This is a genomic window from Streptomyces sp. NPDC001816 (assembly GCF_042892235.1).
Lineage (GTDB): Bacteria > Actinomycetota > Actinomycetes > Streptomycetales > Streptomycetaceae > Streptomyces.
Genome location: NZ_JBIATY010000012.1, coordinates 160,824 through 182,654 on the forward strand (window position 1 = coordinate 160,824; position 21,831 = coordinate 182,654).

The following is a 21,831-nucleotide window of genomic DNA, read 5'->3' on the forward strand; positions in this document are numbered from 1 at the left end:
GCGGGTTGGCATGGCTGTCGTCCGCGTCTGAGCAGGCGCCGCGCCCAGGCGGGTGTGGGTTCCCGCGGGTGTGCGGGAGCGGGGTGCGATGGGCGGGTTCGCGGGGCTGCCGTCCGCGCGCTGAGCAGGCGCCCCGGTCGGGTCCGCGTCACCTCCCGCCCGCGCCCCGGTCGGTCCGCATGGCCTCCCGCCTGTGCCCCGAGCCGCCGTCGGTCTCACGCGCGCACGGATGGCCGTCCCACCCCCACGAACGCCCCGATCCGCTCCCGCAGACTCCGTGCGTCGAGCCCGTGCGCGGTGACGTGCTCCGCGATCGTGCCGTACCGCCGCAGCTCACGGCGTCCCACGCCGAGGCCGAGCACCCGGTGCGGCGCATCCGCCAGCGCCTCGCTCACCGCTGCCGTCGACGTTCCCGCGAGGTACGGCTCGACGAGGACGACGTCCGTGCCCGCGGACTCCGTGGCCCGGCGCAGCCCGGCCGCGTCGAAGGGTCGTACCGTCGTCGCGTACAGCACGGTCATGTCCAGGCCCTCCGTGGCGGCGAGTACCGCGTCCAGCATGGGCCCGACCGCGACGACCACCCCGGCGCGCCCCTCGCGGACCGTCACGAAGTGCTCCCCGTCGACCGCCAGCCCCTGCCGGTTGGCCTGCACGGAGAGCCGGACGTAGACCTTGTCGTCCCCCGCAGCGACCGCGCGCCGCAGCAGCGTCTCGGCCTCGTCGGGATGTCCGGGCACGTGCACGGTCCAGCCGTCCAGGGTGTCGAGCAGCGCCACGTCGGCGGGCGCCATGTGGGTGTAGCCCCCGGCCGGCCAGTCGAAGGAGGCGGCCGCGCTCACCAGCACCGCTCCGGCGTCCTGGTGCCCGAGATCCAGCTTGACCTGCTCGAAGGGCCGCTCCACGAGAAAGCTGGCGAAGGTGTGCACGACCGGCCTGAGCCCGGTGAGCGCGAGACCGGCGGCGGCCCCGACCAGCAGCTGCTCGCGGATGCCGACGTTGATCACCCGGTCCGGATGCCGGCGCAGGGCCTCGGCGAAGCCGTCCTTGCCGATCTCGGCGAGGACGACCGCGACCCGCGGATCCTCGTCCAGCAGCCGGGAGACGACGGGGGCGAAACGGTCACGCATGGTGTCCATGAGGGCTGGACCCTTTCCACTGAGTTCTGACGGGAGGGGGACGGGAGGAGCTGGGAGAATCAGGCGTTCTTCGGCTCGACGCGGGCCACGACCACATGCGGGCGCCCCGGGTGCGGCGTGGTGAACGCGGCGTACAGGGCCTCGTGGTCCCGCCCGTCGACGGTCACCGCGGACCAGCCCGCTGCCTCGAACCGGGCGGCGATCCCGCCGGGCCGGGCATGGCTGGCGGAGGAGTTGTCGATCACGATGGTGTGCAGCCGTTCGAGCCCGGCGGGCCCCGCGAAGGCGATCGCCTCGTGGTTGCTGCCCTCGTCCAGCTCGGCGTCCCCGATCAGCACCCAGACGCCCGGCTCGTGCAGCCCCTGCGCGCGCAGCCCCAGTGCGCTGCCCACGGCGATCGGCAACCCGTGCCCCAGCGACCCGCTGCCGATCTCGGCCCCCGGCACCAGCACCCGGTCGGGGTGGTGCCCGAGCGGGGAGTCGTACGACCCGAACCCCGGCAGCCACTCGACGGGCACGAAGCCCTTCGCCGCCAGCACCGCGTAGTACGCCATCGGCCCGTGCCCCTTGCTCAGCAGGAACCGGTCCCGGGTCGGATCCTCGCGCCGCTCCGGCGTGACCCGGAGCACCCGGTCGTACAGCACCCACAGCGCGTCGAGCGTGGAGGTGGCCGCCGGGCCGTGCTTCTCGTCGCCCGTCATGAGCGCCATGAGCCGGGGCAGGTCGTCGTAGCCGTAGGTGCGGGTGTCGTCCGCTGCGATCTTCACGTCGAAGATCGTGCAACCTCAACCAAGCTTGAGGTCAACAGGAAAGAGTGCGCGACCACCGACCCGAGTGCGGTATTGTTTCCCTGCACGTTTCGACCGGGGAAACCCCAGGTCAAACGGGCACCGGGACGTGGCGCAGCTTGGTAGCGCACTTGACTGGGGGTCAAGGGGTCGCAGGTTCAAATCCTGTCGTCCCGACCAGCTTTGTTGCCGGTCGGAGGCCATCTTCTCAGAGGTGAGGAGATGGCCTTTTCCGTGTCCGCTTCCGTGGGACTCTCGCTCTCCCCGTCGGGGCGCATCGGGCCGTGGCCGCCGGTGGCGATCCTGGCCGCCATCCCGGCCAGCTGATGGCAGGCAAGCGCGATCTCCCGCTGGGTCGTGTTCCGCTCGCTGACGACCGCCGAGAGCAGCAGCGCGGTCAGCGCGGCGGAGCCGTTGAACGCCTGCAAGGTGATCATGTTGGTGAGCAGGTCGTGACCGGCGAACGGGCCGCTGTGTCGGCCGGCGGCGATGATCGCGAAGGTCGACACGGCCAGTGCGCAGGGCGCGGCCCCGGCCAGCTGGAAGCGGAAGGCCGCCCAGACCAGCAGCGGGAAGCCGAGGAACAGCAGCGGCGTGGGGCCGGCATCGATGAAACCGATGAGGGCAGTGGCGGCTACCAGCAGCAGCCCTTCCACCCACCGGGACGATGTGGCCTCCCTCGGCCGGCGTGCCGAACTCAGGACGAGCAGGACCGGCGTGACCACCAGGACACCCATCGCGTCGCCGGTCCACCAGACCGACCAGGTGGGCCAGAAGTCGCCGGAGGTCAGTACCCCGGAGAGGACCAGGGTCCCGGTGCCCACCGTCGCGCTGACCAGCATCCCGGTGAACGCGCCGAGAAAGATCAGGGCCAGCGCGTCCCGGAAGCTGTCCAGCTCTTTGCGGAACCCGGAACGGTACAGCAGCCCGTAGGAACACAGGGGCGCGAGGGTGTTTCCCGCCACGATCGCCAGCACGGCCGGGAGCGACGGCCCCAGCGGGAAGTTGACCAGGAACGCGCCGAGCGCGATCCCGGGCCAGACCCGCGGGCCGCGCAGGAGCAGGCTCGCCACCGCGATACCGCTGGGCGGCCACAGCGGCGTGACCTGGCCGCGCACCAGCTGCTGGAGCAGTCCCACCTTGGCCGCGCCGAAATACAGCCCGGCGATGACACAGATCTCCAGGACGGCCAGCCCGGCGCGCCCGAGCCGTTCATGCGGTACGACAGCCATCGGGCGACCTCCGCGTCCATCGCCCCGAAGCCCATCATCCGCCGGATCCCGCGGATCCTCCACGCCGTCGCTCAGGCGTCCGGAGTGCGCACGGCGAGGATGGCCATGTCGTCGTGACCGTCGCTGGGATGGTGCTCGGCCAGCGCCTGGACGAACTCCGGCAGGGGCAGGTCGGCATGTTCCGTGGCGAGCTTCGCCAGCTCGGCCAGGCTCTCGTCGATGGCGTGGCCGGGATGTTCGACCAGTCCGTCGGTGAAGAAGACCACGGTGGCGGCCGGAGGCAGGAAGCGGGAGTGGTCGGGGCGCGTCTGCTCGGTGTCGACCCCGAGCGGCAGCCCGGGCTCGGCGAACAGGAACTCCACGTGATGCTCGGGGGTGATCAGCAGGGGCGGGACGTGGCCCGCGGTGCTCCAGCGCAGCCGCCAGCCCGATCCCTCGGGTTCGATCCGGGCCAGGGTGGTGGTCGTGACGGGATTGTCCGTGGTGGCCTGCAGGGCCCGGTCGAGCTGGGCGAGGACCGTGCCGGGCGGATTGCTCTGGTCGAACAGCAGAGCGCGCAGCATGTTGCGGGTGGAGGCCATGGCGGCCGCGGCATGCAGGTCGTGCCCGACGACGTCGCCGATGACGACCGCCACGACGTCGTCGGGCAGGGGGATGGCGTCGTACCAGTCCCCGCCGAGCTGACTGGGCTCGGCGGCGGGCCGGTAGATGGCGGCGGCGGTGAAGGGCCGCAGGTCGGGCAGGGTGGGCAGCAGCAGCCGCTGGAACTGCTCTTCCCGGACGCGTACCCGTTCGAACAGGCGGACGTTCTCGATCGCGATTCCGGCGGCGCTCGCCAGGGCGAGGACGACGTTCTCGTCGTGCACGTCGAAAGGCTGTCCGTCGCGCCGCTCGGCGAGGTAGAGGTCGCCGTAGATCTCGCCGCGCACGCTGATGGCGACGCCGAGCAGGGTGCGCATGCACGGATGGCCGGGCGGGAAGCCGGCGGAGGACGGATGGGCCGGGATGTTCTCGACCCGCAGGGGTTCGGGGTGCCGGATCAGATGGCCGAGGACACCCCGCCCCCGTGGCAGGCCGACGTCGGCCAGATCGTTGCGTTCCTGATCGGACAGTCCGGCCGTGATGAACTGTTCCAGACGCTCCCCGGACTCGTTGAGCACACCCAGTGCTCCGTAGCGGGCGCCGACCAGGTCCATGGCGGTGGTGACGATACGGTCCAGTACCGCGGGCAGTTCCACCTCCCGGCTGATGGCCACCACCGACTCCAGCAGACCCTGCAGCCGGTCCATGGAGGACATCAGGTCGCGCAGGATCTCGTCGATCCGGCCCAGCTCGGAACGCAGGCGCACGCGCAGGTCGGGCAGGCGCGGCTGCCTCGGCAGTCTCCCCTCCCACTCCCTCGCCATTGCGTTCCGGCCTCCTGACACGATCCGATCAAGCGGCTGCGTTGCCTTTCGATTGTGGCATCGGCGAGCGGAATCAGGCGGTCCGGACGTCCCGCCGGGAGAGCGCGAGGTACCCGACCAGCCCGAGGATGGCCACCGTCCAGGACAGCGTCACCGGGCCGAGGCCCAGCCCGAGGCCGCCCCGGTGCGGCTCCAGGGCCATCCAGTCGGCGAGCGAGGCGCCGAGGGGGCGGGTGATGACGTACGCCGTCCAGAACGCGGGCACCGCGCCGAGGATGCCCGCCCCGTGGGCTAGGGCCGGGACGCAGATCGCCACGGCGAACAGGACCGCCGAGCCGAGGTAGCCGAAGCCGATGGACGCGGTGAGGTCACCCGCGGCCGTGCCGAGCGCGAACGTGGCGAGGACGGCGGCCCAGTAGAACGTCTCGCGGCGGCGGGTGCGGATGCTGTGGATCGACAGGGTCCGCTCGCTCGCGTACCAGAGGGCGAAGACGGCGGCCAGGGCGCCCATGAAGAGGGGCGTCGAGAGGGTGTAGGGCACGCCGAGGCCCACGTGGAGCACGTCGGCCGCCATCGTGCCGAACACGCTGACCATGACGATCGCCGTCCAGTAGACCCAGGCCACGTACCGGCGGACGGCGAACTGCACCGCGAGCGACGCCGCCAGGGCCAGACCGCCGAGGCCGACCGCCGGGACGGGGCCGAGCAGGTGCGCCAGCAGGTCGGACGCGGTCTCGCCCATACCGGTGGTGAGGACCTTGATGATCCAGAAGTAGACGGTGACCTCGGGCACCTTGTTCGCGCCCCCACGGATGCGGGCGCGGGCGCCGGCATGGTTGTGGGGCCGCTGGTCGAGGACGTGCTCTGTGCTCATGGCCGCACCCTCGCATGGTCAACTACCCCTTCCCCAGACCCCTTTGCCATAGTTTTGGGGCTTCTGGTGCAGGTGTTGCCACGGGCCGCCACAGGCCTGAACACAACCTGAACGCATCCGGGAAGGCCCTGGTCAGAGACCTGACTGGCCTGATAGGCAGGCCAGTCACCCAGGCGACCTGCGTCAGGACACGACACCCACGTGGGCGAGGGCCTGCTTCAGCAGCACCCCGTGCCCGCCCGGCATCTCGCTCTGCACGACCGGCGAGAGGGCCTCCTGCGGGCTGAACCACACCAGGTCCAGCGCGTCCTGCCGCGGCCGGCAGTCGCCGGTCACCGGGACGACGTAGGCGAGGGACACCGCGTGCTGGCGCGGGTCGTGGTACGGCGTGATGCCGGCCGTCGGGAAGTACTCGGCGACCGTGAACGGCTGCAGGGAGGCCGGCACCCGGGGCAGAGCGACCGGGCCGAGGTCCTTCTCCAGATGGCGCAGCAGCGCGTCACGGACCCGCTCGTGGTGCAGGACGCGGCCGGAGACCAGGGTCCGGCTGACCGTTCCGTCCGGGCCGATGCGCAGCAGCAGTCCGATGCTCGTGACTTCGCCGCTGTCGTCCACGCGCACGGGCACGGCCTCGACGTACAGGATCGGCATCCGGGCCCTGGCCATTTCCAGCTCGTCCGTGGTCAGCCAGCCGGGCGTGGTTTCGGTCATGTCAGACATTGCTTGATCATACTTTCCGGGTGGGGCGCGCGCTCAGTCACGGGCCGGATCGTTTGCGGGGAGTCCGTACAGTCGGCGGGCGTTGTCACGGCCCGTCCAGGTCGCGATGCGCAGGGCATCGGGCAGGCTCAACTCGTCGGCGTCCACCCGGGACTGGAGTATTCCGGCCAGTCCCCGCCGGAAGGACAGCGCGCCCAGGTGGTGGAACTCGGCCACACCGTAGGCGTCCGAGCTGTACAGCAGTTTGCGGAACGGGGTGATCTCCAGCGCCTCCTCCAGCACCGCCCGGGAGCGGGCCGGGCCGGTGTAGTGCAGGGCCAGGCCGACGTCCAGGTACACCTGCTCGAACACCGTGGCCAGGTAGGCCGCCTGGCGGTGGTACGGCCAGCAGTGCAGCAGCAGGACCGGGATCGTGCCGGCCGTCAGGTGCAGCCAGTCGGTGAGCAGGGCGGGGTCGGCGCGGTGCAGCCGCAGGTCGGCGTCGCCGAAGCCGGTGTGCAGCTGGAGGGGCAGGCCGAGGTCGACGGCCGTCCACAGCAGGTGCCGTACGAGGACCGGGTCGGTCAGCCGCCCGCCGCCCGCGAGCCAGCGCCGGGCGGCCTGCGTCACCTCCGCCTGTGTGGGGCGCTCGGGGGCGAGCGCGAACCCGGTGCGGTAGGCGGCGACCGACTTCACCGCGACCACTCCGGGCCGCCGTACGGCCTCCTCGGCCGCCGCCGGGAACACGGCCGTGTACTCGCCCGCCTCCACGCCCCGCGCGGCCACGGCCTCGGCGACCTGTTCGAGCCGTACGACCTCGTGCGCGGCGGCGCCCGCGGCCTCGGCCAGTTCGGCGGGGGAGGTGACGGGGTGCGGGGCGTAGCCGGTGTCGACGCAGAAGACCTCGGCTCCGGCGGCGGTCAGGAACCGGCGGTTGACCTCGCGCCAGCCGAGTTCGGCGCGCCGGGCCAGATAGTCGGCGGGAGGTGCGTGCCGGGGCAGGTCCAGCAAGGGCGCGCAGTGCCGGCGTACGGCCACGCCGACCGGGCTGTCGAAGGTCGAGCTGCCGGGCCAGGCCTCTCCCTCGGTGATCAGCGACTCGAACTGCCCGGGCGCGAGATCGGCCGTGACGGCGCCGTGGCAGTGGTGGTCGACCAGCGGCAGCGCGGCGAGTGCCTCGTGGACGGGGCCGGGGCCAGGGGCGGGCATGGTCAGTACTTCCAGCGGTAGGCGGCCGCCACCTGCGCGTCGTCCAGCCCGTCCACGGCGGCCGCCTCCCCGAGCCGTACGGCGGTCACCGCGTCCGCCAGGACCGGGCCCAGCGCGGCCCGCAGGACCTGGTCGGCACGGAACTCCTCGACGGCCTGCGGCAGCGAGGTCGGCAGGCGCTCGACCCCGAGGGCGGCCGCCTCGTCCGGGCCGTACCGGGCCGGGTCCCCGGTGATCTCCTCGGGCAGCGGCAGGGACGCCGTCATCCCGTCGAGGCCGGCGGCGATGACACAGCCCAGCGCGAGATACGGGTTGGCGGCCAGGTCGACCGGCTTGATCTCCATGTTGGCGTCCTGATCCCGGCGGCCCGCCGTGCCGGTGACGATCCGCAGCGCGGCCTCGCGGGTCTCCCGGCCCCAGGCGGTGAACACGCCCGCCCACTGGGAGGGTTTGAGCCGCAGATAGCTGGCCGGGCTCGGCGCGGTGACCGCCGTCAGCGCCGGCAGGTGGGCGAGCACTCCGGCCGCGAACGACTCCGCCTCGGCCGTCATGCCGTACCGGCCCTCCCCGCCGGAGTGCAGGTTCACCCCGCCGCGCCAGCAGGACAGGTGCAGATGGCCGCCGTTGCCGACGCCCTCGGGAAGGAACGCGGGCGCGAAGGAGACCCGCAGCCGGTGCCGCCCCGCCACCGCCCGGATCGTCTGCCGCACCAGCACGCTGCGGTCGGCCGCCGCCACCGGGTCCCGTGCGCCCACCGAGACCTCGAACTGCCCGGCCGCGTACTCGGGATGGACCTGGTCCACGTCCACGCCCTGTGCCGCGAGCGCCGCCAGCAGGTCGGCGGTGTAGTCGCTCAGCTCGATCTGCCGGGCCGCGCCGTACGCCGGCCCGGAGACCGCCGGCACGAACTCCGCACCGGGCGCCGTGTCGAGGCCGACCGCCCACTCGACCTCGACGGCCGCCTTGAAGGCGAGGCCGTGCCGGTCGGCGGCGTCGGCGACGGTCCGGCGCAGAAAGGTCCGGGCGCAGCCGGGGTGCCGCTCGCCCTCCTGCGTGATCCGGTCCACGGGCGCCCACGCCCAGCCGGGCTGCCCGGCCAGGACCACCAGCTGGTCGAGGTCGGGGTAGAGCCTGAGGTCGCCGTCGGGGGAGCCGAGGACGTCGGTGGTGACGATCGTGTCGTCGGCCAGGAACGTGTCGAACACCGGTGACATGCCGACACCCCAGGACACGGCGGCCTCCAGGCGTGCCGTCGGGATCGTCTTGACCCGGCCGATGCCCGCCGTGTCCACATAGGCCAGGACGATCCCGTGCACGCCCCGGGCGGCCAGCTCGGCGGTGAGCGAGGCCACCCGACGCAGGTCGCCGGGGCGCCCGCCGGGCACCGGGTCGGCAAGGGTGGTCATACGTCCTCCTCGGCGGGCCAGGTCCGACAGGGCCCAGGCCCCGGTGTCGTCGGCCTCAGGGTTTCACGGCCACCGCGCCGTACTGCGGTACCGCGGCGGCACCGGGCTCGGCGCGCCACTGCGAACACGGCACCAGACCCGGTTCGACCGGCTCCAGACCGTCGAGGAACGAGGCGATCTCGGCGCCGCTGCGGGCGGTGATCGGCGGGGTGGCGTTGGCGTTCCAGAACTCCATCGCGGCGATGTTGCCCTCGCCGCCCACCTCGGCGTCGAAGGTCGGGTGGGTGAGCACCAGGTGACTGCCGGAGGGGACCGCCGCCATGATCCGCCGCACGATGTCCCGGGCCGCCTCGGTGTCCAGGACGAAGTTGAGGATGCCCAGCATCATCACCGCGACCGGCCGGTCCAGGTCGAGTGTGTCGCCGGCCCGGCGCACGATGGCGTCCGGGTCGTGCACGTCGGCGTCGATGTAGTCGGTGACGCCCTCGGGGGAGCTGGTGAGCAGGGAGCGGGCGTGCACGAGCACGATCGGGTCGTTGTCGACGTACACGATCCGCGACTCGGGCGCGATCCGCTGGGCGATCTCGTGGGTGTTGTCGACCGTCGGGAGCCCGGTGCCGACGTCGAGGAACTGGCGCAACCCGCGCTCCTCGGCCAGGTACCGCACCGCCCGGCCCAGGAAGTCCCGGTCCGCCCGGGCCACCGACCGGATCACCGGGAACATCCCGGCGACGTGCTCGCCGACCTGCTGGTCGACCTCGTAGTTGTCCTTGCCGCCGATCCAGTAGTTCCAGACCCGCGCGTTGTGCGCCACCGAGGTGTTCAGCCTCGCCGGTCCGGCCGTCGGGGAGTCGCCCGCGCTCACGTCGCCGCCCTTCTCCTGTGCGGTTGTCGTGGTCATTGTGCCGCCCGTTGATCTCGCTGTCCGGGGAAACGCGCAGCGTGAGGGTTTGGCCACCCTCCGGGGCATCCGGTTGCACCTCCGAGGCGTCCGGTCGCATGAGGAACACTGGAACCCTCGGTTCCTACCCGCCCGCCCACCGCGTATCCCGTTCCCGACCGGAAGAAGGACATGCCCGCCACGCCCGCGTCCCTGCTCGAAACCCCCGGCCTGCCCGCCGGCTCGGCCGACATCCGGCTCGTCGTCACCGACATGGACGGCACCCTGCTGGACGACGCCAAGCGGATACCCGACGGCCTGTGGCCGACGCTCGCCGAACTGCGCCGCCGCGGCGTGCTGTTCAGCCCGGCGAGCGGGCGTCAGTACGCCACGCTGGCCCGGCAGTTCGCCGCGGTCGCCGAGGGCATGGTGTTCATCGCGGAGAACGGCACCTATGTGGTCCGCGACGGTGTGGAGCTGAGTTCCGACGTGCTCGACCGGTCCGTCGCCGCGGACCTCGCCCGGACGGTACGGCGCCTGGTCGCGGACGGCGTCGACGTCGGCGCGGTGGTCTGCGGCAAGCGGTCGGCGTATGTCGAGCGGACCGACGAGGCGTTCCTGGCGGAGGTGCGCAAGTACTACGTCGAGCACCGGATCGTCGAGGACGTCACCGCCGTCGAGGACGACGTGATCAAGGTGGCGCTGTTCGACTTCGGTTCCGCCGAGCACACCACGGCCCCGGCCCTCGACGCGTTCACCGCCTCCCACCAGGTCGTCGTCTCCGGCGAGCACTGGGTCGACGTCATGAACCGCACCGCCAACAAGGGCGCCGCCCTGCGCGGCCTGCAGCGCGAGCTGGGCATCACGCCCGCGCAGACCATGGTGTTCGGCGACTACCTCAACGACCTGGAGATGCTGGACGCCGCCGACTGGTCCTTCGCCATGTCCAACGCCCACCCGGAGGTCGTCCGCCGGGCACGCCATCTCGCCCCGTCCAACAACGAGAACGGGGTGCTGCGGACCATCGCGCACGTTCTCGGTCTCTAGCTGCGCCGTAAGGCTCGACGGGACCGTCAACTCCTCTGTCCCCCGAGCGCAGTGGTGGACAGTGACAACCGCGCGCGGTTCAGCGCTTCAGGGCGACCGCGCCGTACAGCGAGATCGGTCCGTCCGGTTCGCTCTCGGGGCGCCAGTCCGCCACGGAGACGATGCCGGGCTCCAGCAGGTCGAGCCCCTTGAAGAACGTGCCCACTTCGGCCTGTGAGCGGGCCACCAGGGTCACCCCGCCGGCGGCGTACGCGGCGATGCCCTTGCGGACGTTCTCCGGTTCGAAGTCGGCCGTCATCATGGACAGCACCAGGCAGCTGCCCGGCGCCAGCGCGTCGACCAGCGTGGCGACCAGTTCGTGGGCGCCGTCCTCGTCGGCGACGAAGTGCAGCAGGGCGATCAGGGACAAGGCGACGGGACGGTCGAAGTCCAGGACGCGGCCCGCCTGTTCGAGGATGGCGCGCGGATCGCGGGCGTCGGCCTGGACGTACTCGGTCACACCCTCGGCGGTGCCGCGCAGCAGCGCGTTCGCGTGGGCCAGCACGATCGGGTCGTTGTCGACGTAGACGACGCGGGCGTCCGGGGCGACGGACTGGGCGATCTGGTGCAGGTTGGGCTCGGTCGGTATGCCGGTGCCGATGTCCAGGAACTGGCGGATGCCGGACTCCTGGGCCAGCGCGCGCGTGGTCCGGCGCATGAACCCCCGGTTGGCGAGGGCGGCCCGCGGGGCGCCGCCCCCGTCGATCGCCGCGATCTGGCGGCCGAGTTCCTCGTCGACGGGGTAGTTGTCCTTGCCGCCGAGGAACCAGTCGTACACCCGCGCCGGATGCGGCCGGGTGGTGTCGATCTCCTGAGCGGCCGGCTCGGTCCCCGTCACGTCCTGCTCCTCCGTTCGAGAGGCCCCCTTGCCGTCCGGGGGCATGCCGGCAGTCTGACACGATCTTGGGATGGGGCGGAGGTGGTCTTCGGTTGCTTGTCCGTCCGGAGTGTTCTGCCAACCTGCCTGTCGGCGCGGCCGGTTGGGGTTCCGATCAGTGGGGGAGTGCCGGATCCGCCGGGCCGGCCGGGTGCGCCGCCTGCGTTCCACCGGGACGCTGACGCACCTCCGCGTCGAGGAAGCGGAGCACCTCCGCGAAGACGTCCGCGCGGTCCGTCTCGTTGAACACCTCGTGCCGCGCCCCGGCGAAGATCCGCTCGGTCAGCCGGCCGCCGCTGAGGCGCTCCACCCCGACCCTGCTCCCCGGCAGCGGAACCAGCCGGTCGTCGTCCCCGTGCAGCCACAGCAGCGGCAGCGGGCCGACGTCTCCGCCCTCGGCCACGGTCTCCAGGGTGCGGACGAACGCCCGCAGCGTCGGCCGCTTCATCGGGCCGTGCCAGACCAGCGGGTCGGCGGCGTACGCGGCGCCCACCGCCGGGTCACGCGAGAGCGCGGCCGGGCTGATCGGGGTGTCGGGGATCTCGGGCAGGGCCAGCAACCGCCCGGGCAGCTCCCAGACGCCGATCACCGGCCCGGACAGGATCAGCGCGCTCAGCTCCGCGCCGTACCGCTGGGCGTACCGGGCCGCGATCAGGCCGCCCATGGAATGGCCGACCATGACGAGCGGCAGGCCCGGATGCGCGGCGCGGGCGAGGTCCGCCGCCGCGTGCACGTCGGTGACGACGTCCTCGAAGTCCTCGATCACCACCCGCTCACCGGCAGATTTTCCGTGCCCGACGTGATCGGGCCCGTACACCGCCGCCCCGTGCGCGTTGAGAACGCCCGCCAGTTCGTCGTAGCGACCGGCGTGTTCCCCGTACCCGTGCACCACGAGGGCCAGATAGCGCGGCTCCGGGTGCGGCCACTCGCGTACGACGATGCCGTCGAGGATGTGCTCGCGGACGTCGGCCATGTCTCCTCCGGCTGTCTGGGTGAAGGTTCCGGAGGATCTTCCCAGGGAGCCGTTCGGAGGTCTATAGTCCAAAACTAGCAGTGCTAATTAAGTGCGCCTGGCGCACACCCGTAGATTCGTGCTGATCCACAGCGTCGTAGGTCAGGAGTCCCAGCCGTGCGTCCCGTCCACTTCGCGGCCGCCCGCCGCACCCCCATCGGCAAGCTCCGCGGAGCCCTGTCCGCCGTACGGCCCGACGATCTCGCGGCGACCGTGATCCGCCACCTGGTGGCCGACCTGCCGGCGCTCGACCCCGCCCGCATCGACGACGTCTACTGGGGCGCCGCCAACCAGGCCGGCGAGGACAACCGCAACGTCGCCCGCATGGCCGCGCTGCTGGCCGGCCTGCCCGAGACCGTGCCCGGCGCCACCGTCAACCGGCTGTGCGCCTCCGGCCTCGAAGCCGTCACCACCGCGGCCCGCACCATCGCCGCCGGCGAGGCCGACATCGTGATCGCGGGCGGCTCCGAGTCGATGAGCCGCGCCCCCTTCGTCCTGCCCCGCCCCGACGAGGCCCTGCCGCACCGCATCGAGACCTTCGACACCCGGCTCGGCTGGCGCCTGGTCAACCCGGCCATGAAGGACCTGCACGGCCTGCTGGCCATGGGCGAGACCGCCGAGGAGGTCGCCGAACGATACGGCGTCTCCCGCTCCCGGCAGGACGAGTTCGCGCTGCGCAGCCACCAACTGGCCGCCGCCGCACGCAAGAACGGCCACTTCGACGACGAACTCCTGCCCGTGGAGCGCCCGGACGGCGTCACGGTCGAGCAGGACGAATGCGTACGCGAGGACACCTCACTGGAGAAGCTCTCCCGCCTCAAGCCGGTCTTCCGCGCGGGCGGCACGGTCACGGCGGGCAACGCCTCGCCGATGAACGACGGTGCCGCCGGGCTCCTGCTGGTCAGCGAGGAGGCCCTGAACGAGCTGGGCCTGGAGTCCCTCGGCCGCTACGTCGCCGGTGCCTCGGCGGGCGTCCACCCCGACGTGATGGGCATCGGCCCGGTCCCCGCCACCCGCAAGGTGCTCGCCCGGGCCGGCTGGGAGATCGGCGACCTCCAGGAGGCCGAGTTCAACGAGGCGTTCGCCGCGCAGGCACTCGCCTGCGTCGACCAGCTGGGCATCGACCCCGAGCTGGTGAACCCCACCGGCGGCGCGATCGCCCTCGGCCACCCGCTCGGCTGCTCCGGCGCCCGCATCCTGACGACCCTGCTGCACCGCATGCGCCGCACGGGTGCGGAGCGGGGCCTGGCGACCATGTGCGTGGGAGTGGGACAGGGGAGCGCGGTGCTGGTCGAGCGGCACTAGCGATTCGGTCCATGGCAACCCTGTCCGTCGCCGCCATCCTCGCCCAGAACGCCCGGCGCCGCCCCGGAAGCGGGAGCTGCGGGCCCGCTACGGCGGCCGCTGAGCCGGGCCCGGCACACCGGTCCCGGCACACCGGGCGTGCGGACCGCCTTGCGAGACGGTCCTTACGACGCCGGATGCGTGCGCATAGCATCGGTTCCCGCATGAACACGATGACGCTCTGGCACATATCCGGCTGGGAGTTCGCCGCCCTCGCCTTCGCGGCCCTGCTCGTGGGCTTCTCCAAGACCGCCGTCAGCGGGGCCAACACGGTCAGCCTCGCCGTCTTCGCGGCGGTCCTGCCCGCCCGCGCCTCCACCGGCGTGCTGCTGCCGGTCCTGATCGCGGGCGACGTGCTCGCCGTCCTCACCTACCGGCGGCACGCCCACTGGCCCACGTTGTGGCGGCTGTTCCCGGCGGTGGCGGCCGGCGTGGTGGTCGGCACGCTGTTCCTGGTGTGGGCCGACGACGAGGTCGTACGGACCTCGATCGGCGCGATCCTGCTGCTGATGGCCGGGGTCACGCTGTGGCGGCGGCGCGGGGCCGAGGCGGGGGACGAGCCGGACGCGGTGACCACCCGGGCGGGCCGGATGAAGGCCCGCTCGTACGGCGTCCTCGGCGGGTTCACGACGATGGTCGCGAACGCGGGTGGGCCGGTGATGTCGATGTATCTCCTGTCGGCGGGTTTCCGCAAGCTCGGCTTCCTCGGCACGTCGGCCTTCTTCTTCCTCATCGTCAACGTGTCCAAGGTGCCCTTCAGCGCGGGACTCGGCCTGATCGACGGCCCCTCGCTGCTCCTTGACGCGGCGCTCGCGGTGTTCGTCGTGCCCGGCGCGTTGTTCGGAAAATGGGCTGTGAACCGGATCAACCAGCGGTTGTTCGAGCAACTGGTGATCGCCGCCACGATCGTGGGCGGCCTGCAGCTGCTACTGCCCTAGCCCGAGCAGCGCCGGGAGATCCGCGAAGGAGTCCACGACATGGTCCGGGGTGCCGCTCGCGCCGGCGAGCGTCTCCGGCTGGTACTTCCCCGTTCGGACCAGCACCCCCGCGATGCCGACGCGCTGTGCCGCGAGCACGTCCGACTCGACGTCGTCGCCGACCATCAGCGCCTGGTCCGCGGTCACACCCAGCCGGGCCAGCGCCGCCTCGAAGAACGCCGGGGACGGCTTGCCCATGACCTCCGCCTCGACCCGCGCGGCCTTCTCCAGCCCGAGCAGGAAGGCGCCCGAGTCCAGCTGCAGCCCGGCCTCGGTCCGCCAGTACAGGTTGCGGTGCACGGCGAGCAGCCGCGCACCCTGCTGCAGAAACCCGAAGGCCCGGTTGAGAGCGGCGTAGTCGAACTCCGGCCCGGCACCGCCCAGGACGACCACGTCGGGACGTTCGTCGACCAGGGTGATGCCACCGAGATCCTCCTCGATGTCCCCGCTGTTGAGCAGAGCGCATCGGGCACCCGGAAAGTGCTCGGCGAGGTGGGCGGCGGTGAGCGCGGGCGCGGTGAGGACGTCCTCGGCATCCACCTCGAAACCGGCCCCCGCCAGGGTTTCTGCGATCGACGCCCGCGTCCGGGACGTCGTGTTGGTCACCAGGGCCACGCCGAGACCGGCCGCACGGATCCTCCGCAACGCCTCCACCGCACCCGGCAGCGGCTTCCAGGAGACGGTGAGGACACCGTCGATGTCGATCAGCACGGCACGCACGGATTCCACGGATTCCATGGCCGGACCCTAGCGACCCGGGCGGCAGATCGCCGCGGACCACCTCGTACGCTCACCCCCATGTCCCCACACATCCTGATCCTCGGCGGCACCGCCGAGGCCCGGCGCCTCGCCGCCGACCTCGCCGCCCGCCCCGGAGTCAGGGTCACCACGTCACTGGCGGGCCGGGTCGCCCGCCCGGATGCGCTACCGGGCGAGGTACGGATCGGCGGGTTCGGCGGCGCGGAGGGCCTTGCCGACTGGCTGCGCACGCACGACGTGGACGCCGTTGTCGACGCCACGCACCCCTTCGCCGAGTCGATCACGGCGAACGCCGCCCGCGCGGCGACGGCCACCTCAGTGCCCGCCGTCGTCCTGCGCCGCCCCGGCTGGCGCCCGGGCCCCGGTGACCGCTGGTACGAGGTCGCGTCCCTGGCCGCTGCCGCCGAGGCCCTGCCGGGCCTCGGCCGCCGGGTGTTCCTCACCACCGGCCGACTGGGCCTCGCGACCTTCGCCCACCTGACGGACCTGCACTTCGTCGTACGGTCGGTCGACCCGCCCGAAGCACCCCTGCCGCCGCACACCGAAGTGATCCTGGCCCGCGGCCCCTTCACCCTCACCGAGGAGACCGAGCTGCTGCGCGCCCACGCCATCGACGTGCTGGTGACGAAGGACAGCGGCGGCGACGCCACGGCAGCCAAGCTGACGGCCGCACGGGAACTCGGGCTGCCCGTGGTCGTCGTACGACGCCCCCCGCTCCCCGACGGCGTGGCGGCGGTGCCGGACGTGACGGCCGTACTCGACCGGCTGGGGTTCGACGGCTCCTGACTCGCCCGTCAGGACGTCAGGATTCCCGGAGACCGGGCTGCCTGCGCAGCAGATATGTGTCCATGATCCACCCCTTGCGCTCCCGGGCCTCGGCGCGCAGCCGCTCGATGCGGGGGGCCGCCTCGGCGAGGGGACCGGAGACCAGGATCTCGTCCGGGGTGCCTAGGTACGCGCCCCAGTAGATGTCGATGTCCTCCGCGGCGTACTTCCGGAAGGTCTGGTGTGCGTCCAGCATCACGACGACGTCGTCCACCCCCTCCGGGAACCCCTCCGCCAGCCGTCGCCCGGTGGTGATCTGGACCGGCCGGGCGACCCGGTTCAGCCCCGTACGATGCCGGGCCACCAGCGAGGAGACGCTGCTGATGCCGGGCACCACGTCGTACTCGAACTCCACCGCGCCCCGGGCCAGCACCTCCTCCAGGATCCCCAGCGTGCTGTCGTACAGCGACGGATCCCCCCACACCAGGAACGCCCCGGTGCCGTCCTCGCCCAGCTCCTCGGCGATCATCCGCTCGTAGATACCGGCGCGGGCGCTGCGCCAGTCCTCCACGGCCGGCGAGTACGCGGCCCCGCCCGCCCCGCGGTCCCGCTCCGGGTCACGGGCCTCCACCACCCGATAGCCGCCCTCGGGCCGGTGTGCGTCCACCATGTCCCGGCGGAGCTGGGTCAGATCGCTCTTCACCTCGCCCTTGTCGAGCAGGAAGAACACGTCCGTGCTCCGCAGTGCCTTGACCGCCTGCAGGGTCAGCTGGTCGGGATCGCCCGCACCGATACCGATGACATGAATCTTTCGCACACCCCGAGTCTGCCGCATGCCACCGACAGTGAACCCACCGCCTCCGCGGGCCCGTGACGGCGCCGCTCAGGAACGGAGCCGCGGCGCCTCGGCCCCGGCGTCGACGGGCCCCGCCCCCCGCTCCACCCGACCGGCCAGGCCCCGGGCCCACCCGGCGAGCCCGGCGACATCCATCCCGTACGGCCGCGCATCGCCCCGCTCTGCCGCCCACCCCTCGATCGCACCCGCGCCGCGCCGCAGCAGCCGCGCCCCGCCGGTGGTGTTGCCGCGGGCCGCGTGCGTGAGCCCCACCGCCAGCTGGGCCAGCCCCCGCCACAGCGTGCGCTCCTCGTCGGGACCCGACTTCCAGGCGTCCTCGAACACCTCGTGCGCATGGAAGGGCTTACCCGCGTTCAGCAGCGCCTGCGCCTCGGTGACCGTCTCCGCCGGGGTCCGTACGACTCCCTCCGGCTGACGCTCGACCCCCTGTGCCCCGTACGGCAGTGGCCGCCCCAGCCCGTCCCGCGGGCGGGCGCTCCGCGCCCGCCCGGCCACGTCCCGGTCCCGGCCGCCCGCCGGCCTCCCCGTTGCTGCGCCCGCGTCTCCCATACGACCGATTGTCCCGCGCCTCGCCCCGGTCCCTCTTCGGCGCACCCCCGCCGGTGGGGTAAAGTTCTGTTCGCGCGATCACGCGGGTCACCGCGAGTGAGCGCATCGGGACGTGGCGCAGCTTGGTAGCGCACTTGACTGGGGGTCAAGGGGTCGCAGGTTCAAATCCTGTCGTCCCGACGGGAAATTTGGGCGATCAGCCCAGGTCAGGGCCTTGTTCCACTTCGGTGGAACGGGGCCCTTGATCGTTTCAGGGATGAACCTCTCACAATTCCTCACGAGGTCGGACTGACCCGTCCAGCCGAGGAGTTCACGTTGTTGGCCATTCAGGACAGCACGGCACAGCGTGCATCGTAGAGACGGACCCGACGAACGCCGGCCAGCTCCATCATCCGCGTGAAAGGGGGGAGCCGCGACCGGCCCGTCGCCAGTCGACCGGCGCAAGACGGGGTAGTAAACACCACCTGATCTGCGACGGGAAGGGCACCCCGCTCCAGGCCATCACCACCGCGGCGAACGTCAACGACATCACCCAGACCCTCGCCCTCGTCGACGGCATTCCGCCCGTCGCCGGACGTCCGGGCCATCCCCGCGACGCCCCGACGCCCTGCTGGGCGACAAGGCGTACGACTCCCGGGCCGTCCGTCGTGAACTGCGCAAACGACATCCAGGGCCGGGGCAAGCTCCGCTACGTCGTCGAGCAGACCTTCGCCCTGCTCCACCAGTTCAGACGCCTCGCCGTCCGATGAGAACGACGCCTCGAACTCCACGACGCCTTCCTCTCGTTGGCCTGCAGCCTGATCTGCTGGCGGCGCCTCAAGAGGACCCACTCATGAAGGTGTTGCGAGCTCAAAACCGACAAGCGCCCAAGGGGCGGGTCGTGAGAGGGTGCGGTTCGATCTGGGACAGGGGGAACTGTGGGACTGATCTACGGCTACGACATCTATCTGCGTCCTCGGAATGTCGCCAGGGCGTTGGCCAATCTGGCCGAGCTGGCGCCACCGGCACGTGCCGTGCCGCCGCTTGAGATCACCCTGCCCGGCGGTGACCGGCTCGTCCTCCCGTTCACGTCCCATTTCAAGAGCGAGCCCGTCGACTGCTCCACGAGCAGCACGCTCGAGCTCGACACGTCCCTCATGTTCGACGTCGATGACGCACTGCGCGAGTACGCGCAGATGAACGGCCCAGAACCCGAGGCGGACGGGCGCATCCAGATCGGGTACATCTACGCGACGATCCGGTTCGAGTCCCTCCTGCACCCCGGCTACACGTCGGTGGAGTGCTGGGCAGCGACGTCGAGGATGAGCCGCTTGTTCGCGCGGTCGGCCAACATCAGGAAGGTGTTCACCGACCTCACCGCCGACAGCGGCGGGGTGTGCTGCCTTTTCGACACTGGCGACGGCGCCCCCGAGCAAGTGTGCTGGCTCAACGGTGAACCCACCCAGGAGATGGTCTCCAGTCCCCGCTTTCCAGATTGGCGAGCACTCGTGGCGACTTGGTCCGACCCCGACAAGTGAGCATCGGTGCTCCCTCTCTGAGGCCACAAGATCGTGTTACGAGCTCCAAGCAGCGCCTCACAGTAGGTCCGAAGTAACCATCTCGCCAACTTCGTTGGAGGCGGCACGGAGCGCGTCACGTACCGGATCGCTGGAGGGCAGGCGTGCGGTGGCGTTCGCGACGCGCAGTCTGAGGCCCGCCAGTGTCGGGCCGAGCCCGTCGTGGGTCTCGCGCCGCAGATGGCGGGTCTCCTCCTCCCTCAAGCAGACAACACACCCACAGCCCACTGAGCACGACCGTCGCCGCAGCGCACACCGCAGCAGCGGTGAGCTGTCGCTCACCCGCCACCTTTTGAGCACTCCGCGCGATCATCTGATCACCAGTGCTCACACGCCTGACTGCGTGTGCGCCCCAGCGCCGGACGTGGCTCACCGACCGCGCGGCTCCCTCACCACCGCCACGTCCCCGGGCGCGACCGTGACCGTGCCGGCCGTCTCCTTGCCGGTGAGGAGTTCCGTGGCGCCCGGTGCGACGGGCAGGTCCGCGCCCCGGCCGGAGTGGTCGATCACGAAGACGTAGTCCGCCGCCGGGCCGCGCCTGCGGACCACCTCCACACCGGCCGGGGCGGTACGCACCGGCTCCACGCCCGCCTCGGTGCGGATGCGGTCCAGGAGGGCGGTCAGGGTGGCCGGGTCGGGGAGTGTGGCCAGGTACCAGGCGGCCCCGGTGCCGTAGGCGTGCCGGGTGACCGCCGGGACGCCGTGCAGAGGGCCGTCGGCGTAGGAGGCGAGCGCCTCCGCGCCCTCCAGCCTCAGCCGTTCCGACCACAGCGTGCCCGTCGCCCCGTCCGGCACCTCGCCGCTCAGGGCGACCTGCTGTCCGGGCAGCAGCGGGAACGGCTCGTCGGAGCGCACCCCCAGCACGTCCCGGAACGCCCCCGGGTAACCGCCCAGCCGCACATGGCAGTTCTCGTCCACCGCCCCGCTGTGGAAGCCGACGGCGAGGGTGCCGCCCCGCTCGGCGTACGCCGCGAGGTTCGCCGCGCCCGTGTCGTCGACCAGGTACAGGTTCGGTGCCAGGACCAGGCGGTAGGCGGACATATCCGAGTCGGGGCGGACGAAGTCCACGGCCACGCCCGCCCGCCACAGCGGCTCGTACCAGGCCCGGACCAGGTCCAGGTACCGCAGTTCGCCGCTCGGCTGGGAGGGCAGTTCCAGGGCCCAGCGCGCGTTCCAGTCCCAGACGACGGCGACTTCGGCGGGGCCGGTGCTGCCGCGGACCTCGGCCAGGGCCTTCAGGTCGGCGCCCAGGCGGACCACGTCCCGCCAGATCTGGCTGTCGGTGCCCGCGTGCGGCAGCATCGCCGAGTGCCACTGCTCGGCGCCCGCCTTCGCCGCCCGCCACTGGAAGTACGCGATGCCGTCCGCCCCGCGCGCCACATGCGCGAGCGCGTTGCGGCGCAACTCACCAGGATTCTTCGCCCGGTTGACGGGCTGCCAGTTCACCGCGCCGGTGGAGTGCTCCATCAGCAGCCACGGGCCGCCCGCGAGCGAGCGCATCAGATCGCCGCTGAGCGCGATGTCGATCTCCGACTCGGGGTCGGCGGACATCAGGTAGTGGTCGTTGGCGACGACGTCCAGCTCCGGCGCCCAGCGCCAGTAGTCGAGGGCGTCGAAGGTGGCCATCACCATGAAGTTGGTGGTGGCCGGGATCTCAGGGGCCGCCGCCCGCAGCACGTCCCGCTCGGCCGTGTACAGCGACAGCAGCTCGTCCGAGCAGAAGCGGCGCCAGTCCAGCTGGTGCGTCGGGTTGGGTACCGCGCCGGTGGCGCGCGGCGGCAGGATCTCCTCCCAGTCGTAGTACCACTGGGACCAGAAGGCCGTGCCCCAGGCGTCGTTGAGGGCGCTCAGGTCGTCGCCGTAGCGGGCCCGCAGCCAGCGGCGGAAGGCCGCCGCGCTGGTGTCGCAGTAGCAGGCGGCGTTGTGGCAGCCGTACTCGTTGTGCACGTGCCACATGGCGACGGCCGGATGACCGGCGTACCGCTCGGCCAGCGCGCCCGCGATGCGCAGCGCCGCCTTGCGGTAGGCGGGGCTGGACGGGCAGAACGTCTGGCGGCTGCCGTAGGAGAGGGCGCGGCCGTCCCGGTCGACCGGCAGCGTCTCGGGGTGGGCGCGGAAGAACCACGCCGGAGGCGCCGCCGTGGGGGTGGCCAGGTCGGCGGCGATACCGTTCTCGTGCAGCAGATCCAGGATCCGGTCCAGGCGCGAGAAGTCGAACTCGCCCTCGGACGGCTCCAGCAGGGCCCAGGAGAAGATGCCGACGCTGACCATGGTCACCCCGGCCTCGCGCATCAGGCGCATGTCCTCGGCCCACACCTCCTCGGGCCACTGCTCGGGGTTGTAGTCGCCGCCGTAGGCGAGGCCGGGGACGGACAGGGTGCGTTTCACTGGGTTTTCTTCGTTCTCTTTCAAGTGCGCGT

Annotated in this window: 20 protein-coding genes, 2 tRNA genes and 1 pseudogene; 8 read left to right on the forward strand and 15 right to left on the reverse strand. The window is 72.0% G+C overall.

The features are described from left to right. Window positions 1-215: 215 nt before the first annotated feature. Window positions 216-1,136: a transketolase family protein gene (locus ACFYZZ_RS34580; protein WP_389184641.1), complete on the reverse strand. Its 921-nt coding sequence runs from the start codon at window positions 1,134-1,136 to the stop codon at window positions 216-218. Between the two features lie 59 nt (window positions 1,137-1,195). Further along, entirely contained in the window at window positions 1,196-1,846 is a 651-nt protein-coding gene (locus ACFYZZ_RS34585; protein WP_389185040.1) for a transketolase, read from the reverse strand. A 181-nt stretch (window positions 1,847-2,027) separates the two neighbouring features. Here ACFYZZ_RS34585 and ACFYZZ_RS34590 point away from each other — a divergent pair. Next, window positions 2,028-2,104, forward strand: a tRNA-Pro gene (locus tag ACFYZZ_RS34590). On the opposite strand, the gene ACFYZZ_RS34595 is transcribed toward ACFYZZ_RS34590, so the two are convergent. The 7 genes from ACFYZZ_RS34595 to ACFYZZ_RS34625 form a co-directional block, all read right to left on the reverse strand. Next, a complete protein-coding gene (locus ACFYZZ_RS34595; protein WP_389184643.1) occupies window positions 2,083-3,156 on the reverse strand; it encodes an MASE1 domain-containing protein in 1,074 nt (357 codons plus the stop codon). The genes ACFYZZ_RS34590 and ACFYZZ_RS34595 overlap by 22 nt on opposite strands. A 71-nt stretch (window positions 3,157-3,227) precedes the next feature. Beyond that, a complete protein-coding gene (locus ACFYZZ_RS34600) occupies window positions 3,228-4,562 on the reverse strand; it encodes a PP2C family protein-serine/threonine phosphatase (RefSeq protein ID WP_389184646.1) in 1,335 nt (444 codons plus the stop codon). A gap of 73 nt (window positions 4,563-4,635) precedes the next feature. Beyond that, on the reverse strand, window positions 4,636-5,436 hold the full coding sequence (locus ACFYZZ_RS34605) for a hypothetical protein (RefSeq protein WP_389184649.1): 801 nt from the start codon (window positions 5,434-5,436) through the stop codon (window positions 4,636-4,638). A gap of 183 nt (window positions 5,437-5,619) precedes the next feature. Next, entirely contained in the window at window positions 5,620-6,147 is a 528-nt protein-coding gene (locus tag ACFYZZ_RS34610; RefSeq protein ID WP_389185043.1) for an NUDIX hydrolase family protein, read from the reverse strand. Window positions 6,148-6,189: 42 nt separating this feature from the next. Further along, a complete protein-coding gene (locus ACFYZZ_RS34615) occupies window positions 6,190-7,344 on the reverse strand; it encodes an amidohydrolase family protein (RefSeq protein ID WP_389184652.1) in 1,155 nt (384 codons plus the stop codon). 2 nt (window positions 7,345-7,346) lie between these two features. Further along, on the reverse strand, window positions 7,347-8,750 hold the full coding sequence (locus ACFYZZ_RS34620; RefSeq protein ID WP_389184655.1) for a glutamine synthetase: 1,404 nt from the start codon (window positions 8,748-8,750) through the stop codon (window positions 7,347-7,349). A 55-nt stretch (window positions 8,751-8,805) separates the two neighbouring features. Next, complete coding sequence (locus ACFYZZ_RS34625) at window positions 8,806-9,651, reverse strand: SAM-dependent methyltransferase (RefSeq protein ID WP_389184658.1); 846 nt, start codon at window positions 9,649-9,651, stop codon at window positions 8,806-8,808. Window positions 9,652-9,822: 171 nt separating this feature from the next. Here ACFYZZ_RS34625 and ACFYZZ_RS34630 point away from each other — a divergent pair, with 171 nt between their 5' ends. Further along, window positions 9,823-10,677, forward strand: a complete 855-nt coding sequence (locus tag ACFYZZ_RS34630; protein WP_389184661.1) for a Cof-type HAD-IIB family hydrolase — start codon at window positions 9,823-9,825, stop codon at window positions 10,675-10,677. A 79-nt stretch (window positions 10,678-10,756) separates the two neighbouring features. Here the strand turns inward: ACFYZZ_RS34630 and ACFYZZ_RS34635 are convergent, their stop codons facing one another. Together ACFYZZ_RS34635 and ACFYZZ_RS34640 are read right to left on the reverse strand one after the other, a co-directional pair. Beyond that, complete coding sequence (locus ACFYZZ_RS34635; protein ID WP_389184664.1) at window positions 10,757-11,554, reverse strand: SAM-dependent methyltransferase; 798 nt, start codon at window positions 11,552-11,554, stop codon at window positions 10,757-10,759. Between the two features lie 154 nt (window positions 11,555-11,708). After that, complete coding sequence (locus ACFYZZ_RS34640; protein ID WP_389184667.1) at window positions 11,709-12,566, reverse strand: alpha/beta hydrolase; 858 nt, start codon at window positions 12,564-12,566, stop codon at window positions 11,709-11,711. A gap of 156 nt (window positions 12,567-12,722) precedes the next feature. Between ACFYZZ_RS34640 and ACFYZZ_RS34645 the strand changes: the two genes are divergently transcribed. Together ACFYZZ_RS34645 and ACFYZZ_RS34650 are read left to right on the forward strand one after the other, a co-directional pair. Next, window positions 12,723-13,910: a thiolase family protein gene (locus tag ACFYZZ_RS34645; protein WP_389184670.1), complete on the forward strand. Its 1,188-nt coding sequence runs from the start codon at window positions 12,723-12,725 to the stop codon at window positions 13,908-13,910. 203 nt (window positions 13,911-14,113) lie between these two features. After that, window positions 14,114-14,887 carry a sulfite exporter TauE/SafE family protein gene (locus ACFYZZ_RS34650; RefSeq protein WP_389184673.1) on the forward strand — a complete coding sequence of 258 codons (774 nt, stop codon included), beginning with the start codon at window positions 14,114-14,116 and terminating at the stop codon, window positions 14,885-14,887. Here the strand turns inward: ACFYZZ_RS34650 and ACFYZZ_RS34655 are convergent. Beyond that, the gene (locus tag ACFYZZ_RS34655) at window positions 14,876-15,655 is read right to left on the reverse strand and encodes a TIGR01458 family HAD-type hydrolase (protein WP_389185046.1); all 780 of its coding nucleotides are present in this window, start codon (window positions 15,653-15,655) and stop codon (window positions 14,876-14,878) included. The two genes, ACFYZZ_RS34650 and ACFYZZ_RS34655, sit on opposite strands and share 12 nt — an antisense overlap. Window positions 15,656-15,724: 69 nt before the next feature. Here ACFYZZ_RS34655 and ACFYZZ_RS34660 point away from each other — a divergent pair, with 69 nt between their 5' ends. Continuing rightward, window positions 15,725-16,471: a cobalt-precorrin-6A reductase gene (locus ACFYZZ_RS34660; protein WP_389184676.1), complete on the forward strand. Its 747-nt coding sequence runs from the start codon at window positions 15,725-15,727 to the stop codon at window positions 16,469-16,471. A 16-nt stretch (window positions 16,472-16,487) separates the two neighbouring features. On the opposite strand, the gene cobF is transcribed toward ACFYZZ_RS34660, so the two are convergent. Both cobF and ACFYZZ_RS34670 read right to left on the reverse strand, forming a co-directional pair. Then, window positions 16,488-17,267 (reverse strand): precorrin-6A synthase (deacetylating), encoded by a 780-nt coding sequence (cobF, locus tag ACFYZZ_RS34665; RefSeq protein ID WP_389184679.1) that lies wholly within the window; start codon window positions 17,265-17,267, stop codon window positions 16,488-16,490. A 66-nt stretch (window positions 17,268-17,333) separates the two neighbouring features. Next, on the reverse strand, window positions 17,334-17,855 hold the full coding sequence (locus tag ACFYZZ_RS34670; protein WP_389184682.1) for a DUF309 domain-containing protein: 522 nt from the start codon (window positions 17,853-17,855) through the stop codon (window positions 17,334-17,336). Window positions 17,856-17,961: 106 nt separating this feature from the next. Between ACFYZZ_RS34670 and ACFYZZ_RS34675 the strand changes: the two genes are divergently transcribed. From ACFYZZ_RS34675 to ACFYZZ_RS34685, 3 genes and pseudogenes are all read left to right on the forward strand, one after another. Beyond that, window positions 17,962-18,035 (forward strand) — tRNA-Pro (locus ACFYZZ_RS34675). Between the two features lie 170 nt (window positions 18,036-18,205). Then, window positions 18,206-18,412, forward strand: a pseudogene (locus ACFYZZ_RS34680) (transposase); the annotation flags it as partial. Window positions 18,413-18,772: 360 nt separating this feature from the next. Next, on the forward strand, window positions 18,773-19,372 hold the full coding sequence (locus ACFYZZ_RS34685; protein ID WP_389184685.1) for a hypothetical protein: 600 nt from the start codon (window positions 18,773-18,775) through the stop codon (window positions 19,370-19,372). A 408-nt stretch (window positions 19,373-19,780) separates the two neighbouring features. Here ACFYZZ_RS34685 and ACFYZZ_RS34690 read toward each other — a convergent pair whose 3' ends face one another. Next, complete coding sequence (locus ACFYZZ_RS34690) at window positions 19,781-21,799, reverse strand: beta-galactosidase (RefSeq protein WP_389184688.1); 2,019 nt, start codon at window positions 21,797-21,799, stop codon at window positions 19,781-19,783. Between the last annotated feature and the right edge of the window lie 32 nt (window positions 21,800-21,831).

What these genes read in the sequence shown, in the direction of transcription:
- ACFYZZ_RS34580 (WP_389184641.1), bottom strand. Translation starts at nt 1,136, where the DNA reads ATGGACACCATGCGTGACCGTTTCGCCCCCGTCGTCTCCCGGCTGCTG.
- ACFYZZ_RS34585 (WP_389185040.1), bottom strand. Translation starts at nt 1,846, where the DNA reads ATGGCGCTCATGACGGGCGACGAGAAGCACGGCCCGGCGGCCACCTCC.
- ACFYZZ_RS34595 (WP_389184643.1), bottom strand. Translation starts at nt 3,156, where the DNA reads ATGGCTGTCGTACCGCATGAACGGCTCGGGCGCGCCGGGCTGGCCGTC.
- ACFYZZ_RS34600 (WP_389184646.1), bottom strand. Translation starts at nt 4,562, where the DNA reads ATGGCGAGGGAGTGGGAGGGGAGACTGCCGAGGCAGCCGCGCCTGCCC.
- ACFYZZ_RS34605 (WP_389184649.1), bottom strand. Translation starts at nt 5,436, where the DNA reads ATGAGCACAGAGCACGTCCTCGACCAGCGGCCCCACAACCATGCCGGC.
- ACFYZZ_RS34610 (WP_389185043.1), bottom strand. Translation starts at nt 6,147, where the DNA reads ATGACCGAAACCACGCCCGGCTGGCTGACCACGGACGAGCTGGAAATG.
- ACFYZZ_RS34615 (WP_389184652.1), bottom strand. Translation starts at nt 7,344, where the DNA reads ATGCCCGCCCCTGGCCCCGGCCCCGTCCACGAGGCACTCGCCGCGCTG.
- ACFYZZ_RS34620 (WP_389184655.1), bottom strand. Translation starts at nt 8,750, where the DNA reads ATGACCACCCTTGCCGACCCGGTGCCCGGCGGGCGCCCCGGCGACCTG.
- ACFYZZ_RS34625 (WP_389184658.1), bottom strand. Translation starts at nt 9,651, where the DNA reads ATGACCACGACAACCGCACAGGAGAAGGGCGGCGACGTGAGCGCGGGC.
- ACFYZZ_RS34630 (WP_389184661.1), top strand. Translation starts at nt 9,823, where the DNA reads ATGCCCGCCACGCCCGCGTCCCTGCTCGAAACCCCCGGCCTGCCCGCC.
- ACFYZZ_RS34640 (WP_389184667.1), bottom strand. Translation starts at nt 12,566, where the DNA reads ATGGCCGACGTCCGCGAGCACATCCTCGACGGCATCGTCGTACGCGAG.
- ACFYZZ_RS34650 (WP_389184673.1), top strand. Translation starts at nt 14,114, where the DNA reads ATGAACACGATGACGCTCTGGCACATATCCGGCTGGGAGTTCGCCGCC.
- ACFYZZ_RS34660 (WP_389184676.1), top strand. Translation starts at nt 15,725, where the DNA reads ATGTCCCCACACATCCTGATCCTCGGCGGCACCGCCGAGGCCCGGCGC.
- ACFYZZ_RS34670 (WP_389184682.1), bottom strand. Translation starts at nt 17,855, where the DNA reads ATGGGAGACGCGGGCGCAGCAACGGGGAGGCCGGCGGGCGGCCGGGAC.